9 protein-coding genes are annotated in these 12,015 nt (G+C 73.2%); 3 read left to right on the forward strand and 6 right to left on the reverse strand.

Features of this window, described 5'->3' with window-relative positions:
• Positions 1-14: 14 nt before the first annotated feature.
• A complete protein-coding gene (locus ACZ4VK_RS04505) occupies positions 15-890 on the reverse strand; it encodes an ABC transporter permease (RefSeq protein WP_389679267.1) in 876 nt (291 codons plus the stop codon).
• On the reverse strand, positions 887-3,703 hold the full coding sequence (locus ACZ4VK_RS04510) for an alpha/beta fold hydrolase (RefSeq protein ID WP_468348326.1): 2,817 nt from the start codon (positions 3,701-3,703) through the stop codon (positions 887-889). Before ACZ4VK_RS04510 ends, ACZ4VK_RS04505 begins: the two co-directional genes overlap by 4 nt.
• A gap of 234 nt (positions 3,704-3,937) precedes the next feature.
• Between ACZ4VK_RS04510 and ACZ4VK_RS04515 the strand changes: the two genes are divergently transcribed.
• Entirely contained in the window at positions 3,938-5,119 is a 1,182-nt protein-coding gene (locus tag ACZ4VK_RS04515) for a S8 family peptidase (protein WP_468348328.1), read from the forward strand.
• Positions 5,120-5,187: 68 nt separating this feature from the next.
• Here ACZ4VK_RS04515 and mmsA read toward each other — a convergent pair whose 3' ends face one another.
• From mmsA to iolC, 4 genes are read right to left on the reverse strand one after another with little or no spacing between them, the layout of a single operon-like run.
• Positions 5,188-6,690: a CoA-acylating methylmalonate-semialdehyde dehydrogenase gene (gene mmsA / locus ACZ4VK_RS04520; RefSeq protein WP_468348330.1), complete on the reverse strand. Its 1,503-nt coding sequence runs from the start codon at positions 6,688-6,690 to the stop codon at positions 5,188-5,190.
• Between the two features lie 14 nt (positions 6,691-6,704).
• Positions 6,705-8,561 carry a 3D-(3,5/4)-trihydroxycyclohexane-1,2-dione acylhydrolase (decyclizing) gene (gene iolD / locus ACZ4VK_RS04525; protein ID WP_468348332.1) on the reverse strand — a complete coding sequence of 619 codons (1,857 nt, stop codon included), beginning with the start codon at positions 8,559-8,561 and terminating at the stop codon, positions 6,705-6,707.
• Positions 8,558-9,382, reverse strand: coding sequence for a 5-deoxy-glucuronate isomerase (gene iolB / locus ACZ4VK_RS04530; RefSeq protein WP_468348858.1), 825 nt, complete (start codon positions 9,380-9,382; stop codon positions 8,558-8,560). The genes iolD and iolB overlap by 4 nt, the downstream gene beginning before the upstream one ends.
• A gap of 11 nt (positions 9,383-9,393) precedes the next feature.
• Complete coding sequence (gene iolC / locus ACZ4VK_RS04535) at positions 9,394-10,386, reverse strand: 5-dehydro-2-deoxygluconokinase (protein ID WP_468348860.1); 993 nt, start codon at positions 10,384-10,386, stop codon at positions 9,394-9,396.
• A 189-nt stretch (positions 10,387-10,575) separates the two neighbouring features.
• On the opposite strand from iolC, the gene ACZ4VK_RS04540 reads away from it, so the two are divergent.
• Together ACZ4VK_RS04540 and ACZ4VK_RS04545 are read left to right on the forward strand one after the other, a co-directional pair.
• Positions 10,576-11,505, forward strand: a complete 930-nt coding sequence (locus tag ACZ4VK_RS04540) for a sugar phosphate isomerase/epimerase family protein (protein WP_468348334.1) — start codon at positions 10,576-10,578, stop codon at positions 11,503-11,505.
• 263 nt (positions 11,506-11,768) lie between these two features.
• The gene (locus ACZ4VK_RS04545; protein WP_468348336.1) at positions 11,769-11,966 is read left to right on the forward strand and encodes a helix-turn-helix transcriptional regulator; all 198 of its coding nucleotides are present in this window, start codon (positions 11,769-11,771) and stop codon (positions 11,964-11,966) included.
• The last annotated feature ends 49 nt before the right edge of the window (positions 11,967-12,015 follow it).

A 12,015-nucleotide genomic window follows, 5' to 3' on the forward strand; every position in this document is an offset into this window, starting at 1 on the left:
GACCGTAGGAGCTTCTACGACACGATGTCCTTGCGGGCGAAGCCCCGGAAGGCGAGCGCGAAGAGGACGAGGGCGTACGTCAGGGAGATCGCGGTCCCCTTCACCATGCCGCCCCACTCCAGCTGGGGCTGGAGCGCGTCGATCCAGGCGAACTGCCAGTGCGCCGGGAGGTATTCGCGCCAGTCGCCGAGGGCCGTGACGGCGTCCAGGACGTTGCCGACGATGGTCAGGCCGACGGCGCCGCCCACCGCGCCGAGCGGGGCGTCGGTGCGGGTGGAGAGCCAGAAGGCGAGACCGGCGGTGACCAGCTGGGAGGCGAAGACGAACGCGACGGCGACGGCGATGCGGAACAGCGCGTCCCCCGCGGGCACCGAACCGCCGGTCGGCAGCTGGAGCGGGCCCCAGCCGTAGGCGACCGTGCCCACGGCCAGGGCGACGAGCGGAAGGAGGACCATCGCGGCCGCGCTGTAGCCGAGGGCGACCGCCAGCTTGGAGGCGAGGAGCCGGGACCGGGGCACGGGCGCGGCCAGGAGATAGCGCAGCGAGGACCAGCTCGCCTCGGAGGCGACGGTGTCCCCGCAGAACAGCGCCACCGGGATGACGAGGAGGAAGCCGGCCGAGACGAAGAGGCAGGTCGCGGCGAAGTTGGCGCCGGACGCGGTCGCCGTGTCCATCAGGGTGATCCGGCCGTTGCGGTCGCCGTCCTCGCCGCCGATCGCGAAGGCGATGATCAGGATGAACGGCAGGGCGACCAGGATGCCGCCCATGATCAGGGTGCGGCGCCGCTTCCACTGGCGGAGGGCCTCGACGCGCAGCGGCAGGGTGCGTCCGGCGCGGTAGCCGGGGGCGGACTCCGCGGGGGCCGTGGGGGTGTCGAGCGACTGGCTCATGCGGATCCTCCTCCGATCAGGGTCAGGAACGCGTCTTCGAGGCGCCGGTGCGGTCCGACGCCGGTGAGCGGGACGTCGAGGCGTACGAGTTCGCCGATGAGGGTGGTGGCGTCGGTGCCGTCGAGACGGACCAGGAGTCCGCCGTCGGTGCGGGTGGCGGAGCCGACGCCGGGCAGGGCGGCGGCCTTCTCGACGAGCGCGTCGTCGATGTCCCCGGCGAGGGTGACGAGCAGGGTGTCGCCCGAACCGGTGATCTCGGCGACGGGACCGGCCTGCACGAGCTGTCCCCGGTCCATGACGACGAGGTGGGTGCAGGACTGTTCGACCTCCGCGAGGAGGTGGCTGGAGACGATGACGGTGCGGCCGCCGGCCGCGTACCGGATCATCACCTCCCGCATCTCGCGGATCTGCGGCGGGTCGAGTCCGTTGGTGGGCTCGTCCAGGATCAGCAGGTCCGGCAGGCCGAGCATGGCCTGGGCGAGGGCGAGGCGCTGCCGCATGCCCTGCGAGTAGGTGCGCACCGCGCGGTCGAGGGCGCCGCCCAGGTTCGCGATCCGCAGGGCCTCGTCGAGGTGCGCGTCCTCGGCGGGGCGGCCGGTGGCCTTCCAGTACAGGTCGAGGTTCTCCCGGCCGTCGAGGTGCGGCAGGAAGCCGGCGCCCTCGACGAAGGAGCCGACCCGGGAGAGGACCGGGGCGCCGGGCCTGATGGCCTGGCCGAAGACCCTGATCTCGCCCTCGTCGGGGGTGATGAGGCCCATCAGCATGCGCAGGGTGGTGGTCTTGCCGGCGCCGTTCGGTCCGAGGAGACCGAGGACCTGGCCCTGTTCGACGCGGAAGGAGACGTCGCGGACGCTGTACCGTTCGCCGCCCTTGTACTTCTTGGAGAGGCCGGTGATCTGGAGCGGTACGTCGGTCAGTTCGGGGTCGGGCGCGGGGGCCGCGGTGCGGCGGCGGGCCGTGAGCAGCAGCGCGGCGGCGACGGCGAGGCCGAGGAGCGGCAGGCCCCAGACCCACCAGGGCAGGGTGGCGGCCTGGGTGTCGACGCCGGGGGCGGTCGGGACGGTGAGCGGGCTCTCGACGGCGACGGTGTAGCCGGCGGGGACGGCCGGGGAGGCGTAGCCGAGGTCGGTGGCGGCGACGACGAGCCGGAGCCGGTGCCCGGCCTCCACCTCGTGGTCGATGGCGGGCAGGGTGAGGGTGACGCTCTTCCCGGCCGCGGCGCCGTCGACGCGGACGGGCGTGACGAGCTGCGCGGGCAGGACCTGCTGCCGGCCGTCGGGCCCGACGTCGTACACCTTGGCGAAGAGGACGGCGGAGCCGTCGGTGGCGGTCGAGGTGACCCTGACGCGGACGGTCGGGGTGCCGGTGACGCGGAGCGGTTCGGTCACCGGCTTGGCGTCGAACCGGGCGTGCTGGCCGGGGAAGTCGAGGGAGATGCCGACGCCGAGCGAGGAGAGTCCGGCGACTCCGCCGCCGAGGCCGGGAACGGCGGAGACGGCGGGCGGGGCGGCGCCTGCGGGGTTGGTGAAGGACTGGGGGCGTCCGGCGAGCGGGACGTCGGTGGTGCCGGCGGTGAGGCCCGGGTAGCGGTCGGCGGTCGCGGCTCGCAGGGTGGCCCGGCCGTCGGTGGAGTCGACGCCGCCGGTGCGGCTGACGCGGAAGGCGGGGCCGGTGTCGACGGAGGTGTCGCGCTTCAGCCAGCGGTCGAACCAGGTGCTGATGCGCCGCTCGACGCGCTCGGTCTCGCGGTCGCCGCCGTCGTGGCCGCCGGAGATCCAGTCGACGGCGACGGGGGCGCCGTTGGCGGTGAGGGTCCGGGCCATGGCGTCGGACTGGGCGAGGGTGAAGAGGGAGTCGGACTGGCCCTGGACGAGGAGGGCGGGGACCTTGATCCCGGCCCCGACGGCGGAGGGGCTGCGGGCTTCGAGGAGGGCGCGGGCGGCGGCGTCGGGCTTCCCCGAGACGGCGACGCGCTGGTAGAGGGCGCAGAGTTCGGGGGTGAAGCGCCCGCAGGCGTCGGGCGCGCCGACGGCCTTTCCGGCGCCGGTGGCGGTGCCCGCGCCGGTGGCGGTGCCCGCGCCGGTGGCGGTGCCCGCGCCGGTGGCGGTGCCCGCGCCGGTGGCGGTGCCGGTGCCGGTGCCGGTGCCGGTGCCCGTCCCGGTCCCGGTGCCCGTCCCCGGTGCGGTCGCCGGTCGCTCGCCCGCTGCCCCCGGCTGGTTTCCGGCGGAGAAGAAGATGCCGGCCCACAGCTTCTTGAAGACGCCGTCGGGGAACAGCGCGTCGGCGAGGTTCCAGTAGGTGATCTGGGGGGCGATGGCGTCGACGCGCGGGTCGTGGCCCGCGGCGAGCAGGGAGACCGCGCCGCCGTAGGAGGCGCCGGTGACGCCGACGCGCGGGTCGCCGGTCTTGTCGAGGAGGACCTCGGGCCGGGCGGCGAGCCAGTCGATCAGCTTCCGGGCGTCCCTGACCTCGTGGTCGGGGTCGTTGAGGCCGATCTGCCCGGTGGAGGCGCCGAAGCCCCGGGCGGACCAGGTGAGGACGGCGTACCCGTCACGGGCGAGCTGCTCGGCCTGGGCGCGGACGTCGTCCTTGGAGCCGCCGAAGCCGTGGCCGAGGAGGACGGCGGGCCTGCGCCCGTCGCCGTCGCCGGTGAAGTACGAGGTGTCGAGCGTGACGCCGTCGAGGTCGAGCATCCGGTCCGCGCGGTGCACGGGCGGCGGATCGTCCGAGGCGACGGCGGTCCAGGTGCCGGCACCCGCGAGGACGGCGAGGACGGCGGTGACCGCGGCCCACCGGGGAAGTCGGAGTCGCATGGTTCGAGCCTAAGCGGGCTCCCTGTGGACCACGGCTGCCCGCAGAGGGATTCGGCGGCCTCCTGGAGTCGTACGCGGGACGGCCGGCGTACAGCGGGCGCAGTACGCGCCGTCCGGTGAGGAGAGCGTGGGGGAACGGCGAACGACCGGACCGAACTCTTGTGTTGGTCATGACAAGCCGTCACCCTGTGGGGCACCCCACCCGCTCCACGAAGGGTTCAGGTGCCCCTCCACATGCATCGCATCCCCCGCCGCCTCACGGCACTCGTCCCCGTCCTCGCGCTCGCCGCCGGCGTCCAGTTCGCCGTCTCCCCCACCGCCCAGAGCGCCCCCTCCCCCGGTGATCTGCGGCTCGCCCCGGCCGCCACCGCCCTCGAGAACAGCTGGATCGTCGTCCTCAAGGACGGCTCGACACGCGCCGCCGACCTCGGCGCCACCCCGCAGCACGTCTACCGCTCCGCCCTCAAGGGCTTCTCCGCCACGATGTCGAAGGCCCGGGCCGCCGAGCTCGCCGCCGACCCGCGGGTGGCGTACGTCGAGCAGAACGCGACCGTACGGATCGCCGACACCCAGCCCGGGGCCACCTGGGGCCTGGACCGGATCGACCAGCGCGATCTGCCGCTCTCGACGACGTACACGTACGACACGAGCGCGTCGAACGTCACCGCCTACATCATCGACACCGGCATACGTACCTCGCACGGCGAGTTCGGCGGGCGGGCCACCGTCGGCACCGACACCGTCGGCGGCGGGCAGAACGGCCAGGACTGCCAGGGGCACGGCACCCATGTGGCCGGGACCGTCGGCGGCGCGAAGTACGGCGTCGCCAAGGGCGTGAAGCTGGTCGCCGTCCGGGTCCTCGACTGCGCCGGCTCCGGCACCACCGCCGGTGTCATCGCGGGCGTCGACTGGGTGACCGCCAACGCGGTCAAGCCCGCCGTCGCCAACATGAGCCTCGGCGGCGGCGCGAACACCTCCCTCGACAACGCGGTGAAGCGCTCGATCGCCTCGGGCGTCTCCTACGCGGTGGCCGCCGGCAACGGCAACATCCTCGGCTGGCCCGCCAACGCCTGCAACTACTCCCCCGCCCGCGTCCCCGAGGCGATCACCGTCGGCGCCACGGACTCCGCCGACAAGCGGGCCTCCTTCTCCAACTACGGCACCTGCGTGGACCTCTTCGCGCCGGGCGTCTCCGTCACCTCGGCGTGGAAGGACAACGACACCGCGACGAACACCATCTCCGGCACCTCGATGGCCGCCCCGCACACGGCGGGCGTCGCCGCCCTCTACCTCGCGGCCCACCCCACGGCCACCCCGGCCCAGGTGAGCACCGCGCTCGCGACCAATGCCACGAGCGGCAAGGTCCAGGACCCGAGGACCGGCTCCCCGAACAGGCTCCTGTACGCGCGCTGGTAGGCGCACCCACGGCGGACGGCCGGGCCCCCGGGGACACACACCCCGGGGGCCCGGCCGACGTCATGGGATCAGTGGTTGCGCGGGAAGCCCAGGTCCACGCCCGCCGGGGCCTCGGACGGGTCCGGCCAGCGGGTGGTGACGACCTTGCCGCGGGTGTAGAAGTGCACGCCGTCGTTGCCGTAGATGTGGTGGTCGCCGAAGAGCGAGTCCTTCCAGCCGCCGAAGGAGTGGTAGCCCACCGGCACCGGGATCGGCACGTTCACGCCGACCATGCCGGCCTCGACCTCCAGCTGGAAGCGGCGGGCGGCGCCGCCGTCGCGGGTGAAGATCGCGGTGCCGTTGCCGAACGGCGAGGCGTTGATGAGGGCGAGGCCCTCCTCGTACGTGTCGGCGCGCAGCACGCAGAGCACCGGGCCGAAGATCTCGTCCTGGTACGCCTTGGCCGTGGTCGGCACGTGGTCCAGGAGGGAGAGGCCGATCCAGTGGCCGTTCTCGTGGCCCTCGACCGTGTATCCGGTGCCGTCGAGGACGACCTCGCAGCCCTCGTCCGCCGCGCCGTGGACGTAGGAGGCGACCTTGTCGCGGTGGACGGCCGTGATGAGCGGGCCCATCTCGGAGGTGGGGTCGGTGCCGGGACCGATCTTGATCTTCTCGGCGCGCTCGCGGATCCGCTGCACCAGCTCGTCGCCGATGGCGCCGACGGCCACGACCGCCGAGATCGCCATGCAGCGCTCGCCGGCGGAGCCGTACGCCGCCGACACGGCCGCGTCGGCCGCCGCGTCGAGGTCGGCGTCCGGGAGGACCAGCATGTGGTTCTTGGCGCCGCCGAGCGCCTGGACGCGCTTGCCGTGGGCGGAGGCGGTGGTGTGGATGTGGCGGGCGATCGGCGTCGAGCCGACGAAGGAGATCGCGGAGACGTCCGGGTGCTCCAGGAGACGGTCGACGGCCACCTTGTCGCCGTGCAGGACGTTGAAGACACCGTCCGGGAGGCCCGCCTCGGCGAGCAGCTCGGCGATCTTCAGGGACGGCGACGGGTCCTTCTCGCTGGGCTTGAGGATGAAGGTGTTGCCGGTCGCGATGGCGATCGGGAACATCCACATCGGCACCATGGCCGGGAAGTTGAAGGGCGTGATGCCGGCGACGACGCCGACGGGCTGGCGGATCGACGCCACGTCCACGCGGTTCGAGACCTGGGTGGAGAGCTCGCCCTTGAGCTGGGTGGTGATGCCGCAGGCCAGGTCGACGATCTCCAGGCCGCGGGCGACCTCGCCGAGCGCGTCGGAGTGGACCTTGCCGTGCTCGGCGACGATCAGCTCGGCGATGGCGTCGCGGTTGGCGTCGAGCAGCGCGCGGAACTTGAACAGGATGGTGGTGCGCTGGGCGAGCGAGGAGGTGCCCCAGGTCGCGAAGGCGTCCTTCGCGGCGGCGACGGCGGCGTCGACCTCGTCGACGGAGGCGAGCGCGACCCGGGTGGTGACGGCGCCGGTGGCCGGGTCGGTGACCGGGCCCCAGTTCCCCGACGTGCCCTCGACGGTCTTGCCACCGATCCAGTGGTGGACGGTCTTCGTCATGACGAGTTACTCCTTCAGAGATGGCGGCGTCGGGCGGTGACGTGCCGGTCGTACTCCTCGCGGGCCTTGACCGCCGACGGGCGGGTCGAGGTCTCGGCCACGGGCACATCCCACCACGCCTGGGCCGGGGGCGGGCCCGACACTGTGTCTGCCGTTTCGGTCTCGACGTAGACACATGTGGGAACCGTCGCGGCACGCGCGTCCGCGAGAGCTTCCCGCAGGTCACGGATGGTGCGGGGGCGCAGCACCCGTATCCCGAGGGAGGCGGCGTTGGCCCCGAGGTCGACGGGGAGCGGGGGTCCGGTGAAGCCGCCGTCCTCGTCCCGGTGGCGGTAGTCGGTGCCGTACCGCTCGGCGCCGACCGCCTCCGAGAGACCGCCGATGGAGGCGTAGCCGTGGTTCTGCAGGACGATCAGCCGCAGCGGCAGGCGCTCCTGCACGGCGGTGACGATTTCGGTGGGGTTCATCAGATACGTACCGTCGCCGACGAGCGCCCAGACGGGCCGGCCGGGAGTGGCGAGCAGGACGCCGATGGCCGCCGGGATCTCGTAGCCCATGCAGGAATAGCCGTACTCGACGTGGTACTGGTCGGGCGAGCGGGTCCGCCAGAGCTTGTGGAGGTCGCCGGGGAGCGATCCCGCGGCGTTGATCAGGATGTCGCTGCCGTCGACCAGGGTGTCGAGTACGCCGAGGACCTGTGCCTGGGTGGGGCGGGCGTCCTCGTCGTGGACGGCGTAGGCCGCGTCGATCCGTTCCTGCCAGTCCCGCTTGGAGAACAGCCACTGCGCCATGGACTGGCGGTGGTCGCCGAGCGCCTCGGTGAGGGCGGTGAGCCCCTCGCGCGCGTCGGCGACGAGCGGCAGCGCGCCCTGCTTGTGGGCGTCGAAGCCGGTGATGTTGAGGTTGAGGAAGCGGGTGCCCTCGGGGAAGAGGGTGCCGGAGGCGGTGGTGAAGTCGGTGTAGCGGGTGCCGACACCGATGACCAGATCGCTGGTGCGGGCCAGGGCGTTGCCGGTGGAGCTGCCGGTGTGGCCGATGCCACCGGCTTCGCAGGGGTGGTCGTACGGCAGGACGCCCTTGCCGGCCTGGGTCGTGACGACGGGCAGACCGACGCGCTCGGCGAGGGTGCGCAGGGCGTCCTCGGCGCCGCTGTACCGCACCCCGCCGCCCGCGATGACCAGCGGGCGCGCGGCGCTCCTCACGGCCCGTACGGCCGCGTCGAGTTCGGCCGTGTCGGGGCGGGGGCGGCGGATCCGCCAGACCCGCTCGGCGAAGAACTCCTCGGGCCAGTCGTACGCCTCCGCCTGGACGTCCTGCGGCAGGGCGAGGGTGACGGCGCCGGTCCCGGCGGGGTCGGCGAGGACCCGCGCGGCTTCGAGGGCGGCCGGGATCAGGGCCTCGGGCCGGGTGACCCGGTCGAAGTAGCGCGAGACGGGACGCAGGCAGTCGTTGACGGACACGTCGCCCGCGTACGGGACCTGGAGCTGCTGGAGCACGGGGTCGGCGGGGCGGCCCGCGAAGGTGTCGCCGGGGAGGAGCAGGACCGGCAGGTGGTTGACGGTGGCGAGGGCGGCGCCGGTGACGAGGTTGGTGGCGCCGGGGCCGATGGAGGTGGTGACGGCGTGCGCGGAGAGCCGGTTCCGCTGGCGGGCGTAGCCGACGGCGGCATGGACCATGGCCTGCTCGTTGCGGCCCTGGTGGAAGGGCATGCGGGGCTCTTCGAGGAGCGCCTGGCCGATCCCGGCGACGTTCCCGTGGCCGAAGATGCCCCAGGTGGCGGCGATCAGCCGGTGCCTGGCCCCGTCGCGCTCGGTGTGCTGCGCGACGAGGAAGCGCACGAGCGCCTGGGCGACGGTCAGCCGGATGCTCATGCGTATCCCTCCGTGTGGTCCGGGTGGAAGCAGATCTTCCACTCCCGGCCGGGGCCGGGGCCCGCCATGACGTTGAGGTAGTGGAGGGCGTGACCCGGCTGGGCGATCGAGGGGCCGTGCCAGCCGTCGGGCACGAGGACGGCGTCGCCGTCGCGGACCTCGGCGAGGAGCTCGGCGCCGCCGGGCCGTGAGGGCGAGATCCGCTGGTACGCGAGGCCGTTCGGGCCCTCGATCTCGTAGTAGTAGATCTCCTCCAGGACGGACTCGGCCCCGGGACGGTGCTCGTCGTGCTTGTGCGGCGGGTAGGAGGACCAGTTGCCGCCGGGTGTGACGACCTCGACGGCGATGAGCCGGTCGCAGTCGAAGGCGTCCGCCGAGGCGAAGTTGCGGACCTGGCGGGCGCGGTTGCCGCTGCCCCGCGTCTCGACGGGAACCTCCGGCGCGGGGCCGTAGCGGGCGGGGAGTCGTCGCTCGCACTTCGCTCCTGCCAAAGCGAAGCGGCCTCCCGCACCGGAGGCGATCTGGGCGTGGGCGTCGCGCGGTACATAGGCGAAGTCGGTCACCCCTTCGAACACGCTCGCGCGGCCCAGGAGTTCGAGGATCTCACCGTCGACGCGCACGCTACAGGCACCGGAGAGGGGAAGCACGACCCATTCGGAATCCCCGCTCCCGAAGGAGTGGACCTCCCCGGGTCCGAGGGTGAGGACCCGTAGGGCGGAGTACGTCCATCCGGCCCGGCGGGGGTCGATGTCGACCGCGTACGGGCCTCGGGCGGCGGTCCCGGCGGGCAGATGGAGGGACGGGGATCGGTCAGGACTCATGACGGCCATCCCTACCCCTTCTCGGGCGGGGTTCCGCTGCCCGTGCTCTCCGGGAGGGTTCCGCTGCCCGTGGCGAGGGCCTCGGTGATCTCCCGGGCGTACGGCATGGCGGACGAGCAGGCGAGGCGGCCGGCGACGATCGCGCCGGCGGCGTTGGCGTGGCGCAGGACCGTGTCGAGGTCCCAGCCGGCGAGCAGTCCGTGGACGAGCGCCCCGCCGAACGCGTCACCCGCCCCGAGGCCGTTGACGACCTCCACCGGCAGCGGCGGCACCTCGGCGGACGTGCCGTCGGCGGCGAGCGCGAGGACACCCCGGGGGCCCTGCTTGACCACGGCGAGCCGCAGCCCGCCACCCTCGCTGTCGCGGCCGGCGGCGAGGAGCGCGCGGGCCGCCGCGTACGGCTCGCGCTCCCCCGTCCCCACCTCGACCTCGTCGAGGTTGCCGACGGCGACGGTCGCGTACCGCAGCGCCTCGGCGTAGTACGGGCGGGCCGCCGCCGGATCCGTCCAGAACATGGGCCGCCAGTCCAGGTCGAGGACCGTCACCTCCCGGCCGGACCTGGCCCGAAGCGCCGCCAGGGTCGCGGAGCGGCTCGGCTCGGCGCTCAGGCCGGTGCCGGTCGCCCAGAAGACGCGGGCGGCTCGGATCGCGTCGAGGTCGAGCTCGTGCGGATGGATCTCCAGGTCGGGGGCCTTGGGCCGGCGGTAGAAGGTGAGCGGGAAGTCGTCGGGCGGGAAGAGGGCGCAGAAGGTGAGGGGCGTCGGGTACTCCTCGACCTCGGCCACCCAGCGGTCGTCCACCCCGAAGCCCTTGAGCTCGCGGCGCAGATAGGTGCCGAAGGGATCGGCGCCGGTACGCGAGACGAGGGCGGTGCGGCGGCCGAGCCGGGCGGCGGCGACGGCCACGTTGGCCGGGGAGCCGCCGAGGAACTTGCCGAAGGTCTCGACCCGGTCGAGCCCGACGCCGGTCTGGAGTGGGTACAGGTCCACGCCGAGGCGCCCCATGGTGATCAGGTCGTACGGCTCCGTCTCCACGCGCCACCTCTCGGCTCGGCCCCGCCCCGGGTCTGCCCGCACCCAGGTCTAGCCGTCCGTCCGGAGGCGTGTCAACGATATGTCCGGACATTCGGACGATCGGTCCTGGCGGAGCGGCCTGCTTGACGCTGCTCGCGGACCCCGGCCAAGGTGGCAGGCATGACGAAGCCGTCGCCGCAGCCGTCGCCGTCCCCCCGCCCGTCCCGGATCCGGGTGGGCTCCGCCCCGGACTCCTGGGGGGTGTGGTTCCCCGACGATCCCCGGCAGGTGCCCTGGCAGCGCTTCCTCGACGAGGTGTCCGGCGCGGGTTACGAGTGGATCGAGCTCGGTCCGTACGGCTATCTGCCCACCGATCCGGGCGTCCTCACGGAGGAGACCTCCCGGCGTGGCCTCAGGGTCTCGGCGGGGACGGTCTTCACCGGTCTCCACCGCGGCCCCGAGGTCTGGGACCGCACCTGGGCGCACGTCGCCGAGAACGCGGCCCTCGCGCAGGCCATGGGCGCGGACCATCTCGTCGTCATCCCGTCCTTCTGGCGGGACGACCGCACGGGCGAGGTCCTGGAGGAGCGGACCCTGACGTCCGGGCAGTGGCGGGACCTGACACGGCTCACCGAGCGTCTGGGCCGGGAGGTGCGGGAGCGGTACGGGCTGCGGATCGTGGTCCATCCGCACGCCGACACCCATCTGGACGGCGAGGAGAGCGTCACCCGGTTCCTCGACGCCACCGACGCGGAGGCGGTCTCGCTCTGCCTGGACACCGGGCACTACGCGTACGCGGGCGGGGACAGCGTCAAGCTGATCGAGACGTACGGCGAGCGGATCGGCTACCTCCATCTCAAGCAGGTCGACCCGGAGGTCCTGGCCGGGGTGATGGCCGAGGAGGTGCCGTTCGGTCCCGCGGTGGCGCGGGGTGTGATGTGCGAGCCGCCGTCGGGAGTACCCGCGCTCGAGCCCGTCCTGGCCGCCGCGGAGGCCCTGGACGTGGACCTGTTCGCGATCGTCGAGCAGGACATGTACCCATGCGAGCCGGACGTCCCGTACCCCATCGCGCTGCGCACCCGGCGCTTTCTTCGTTCCTGCGGCGTGTGACCGGCGCATACCTGTATGGCCAGGGGTGACGCACGCGGCCACACCGCCCTTCGGATACATCTCTTTCGTCACGTACGTCCCTCCGGCGTCACATATATCTCCGTTACGCGGGCTTTCCGTCACAGGCGCTCGACAGGCGTTCTCCTCCGGTCTGGAGCGGCCGTTGCAGGGGGCACAGGCTCAGTGATCGCCACACGCCCACCCGCAGCGCCCCCGAACGGCACCCCCGCCGCCGCTGCGCGGTGAGCAGGGAGGTACCAGGCATGACGGACAAGAGGCTCTGGTCGTACAAGGACATCGCCGCACACATCCGGGTGCAGCCCGACACGGTCCGCTCCTACCGGAAGCACGGACTGCTGCCGGCTCCCGACCAGGTGGAATCGGGCAAGCCCTACTGGTACGCGGACACGATCCGCGCCTGGGTCGCCAGCCGCCCCGGCAACCGGGGCCGCCGCGAATGACGAGAGGCACCGGCCGGGGGGACCGCCGGTGCCTCTCACAGCACCGTTC

It is taken from the genome of Streptomyces sp. NPDC028711, assembly GCF_055565415.1.

Excerpts from the sequence above, each read along its gene's own strand:
- ACZ4VK_RS04505 (WP_389679267.1), bottom strand. The coding sequence starts at position 890 with ATGAGCCAGTCGCTCGACACCCCCACGGCCCCCGCGGAGTCCGCCCCC.
- ACZ4VK_RS04510 (WP_468348326.1), bottom strand. The coding sequence starts at position 3,703 with ATGCGACTCCGACTTCCCCGGTGGGCCGCGGTCACCGCCGTCCTCGCC.
- ACZ4VK_RS04515 (WP_468348328.1), top strand. The coding sequence starts at position 3,938 with ATGCATCGCATCCCCCGCCGCCTCACGGCACTCGTCCCCGTCCTCGCG.
- mmsA (WP_468348330.1), bottom strand. The coding sequence starts at position 6,690 with ATGACGAAGACCGTCCACCACTGGATCGGTGGCAAGACCGTCGAGGGC.
- iolD (WP_468348332.1), bottom strand. The coding sequence starts at position 8,561 with ATGAGCATCCGGCTGACCGTCGCCCAGGCGCTCGTGCGCTTCCTCGTC.
- iolB (WP_468348858.1), bottom strand. The coding sequence starts at position 9,382 with ATGAGTCCTGACCGATCCCCGTCCCTCCATCTGCCCGCCGGGACCGCC.
- iolC (WP_468348860.1), bottom strand. The coding sequence starts at position 10,386 with ATGGGGCGCCTCGGCGTGGACCTGTACCCACTCCAGACCGGCGTCGGG.
- ACZ4VK_RS04540 (WP_468348334.1), top strand. The coding sequence starts at position 10,576 with ATGACGAAGCCGTCGCCGCAGCCGTCGCCGTCCCCCCGCCCGTCCCGG.
- ACZ4VK_RS04545 (WP_468348336.1), top strand. The coding sequence starts at position 11,769 with ATGACGGACAAGAGGCTCTGGTCGTACAAGGACATCGCCGCACACATC.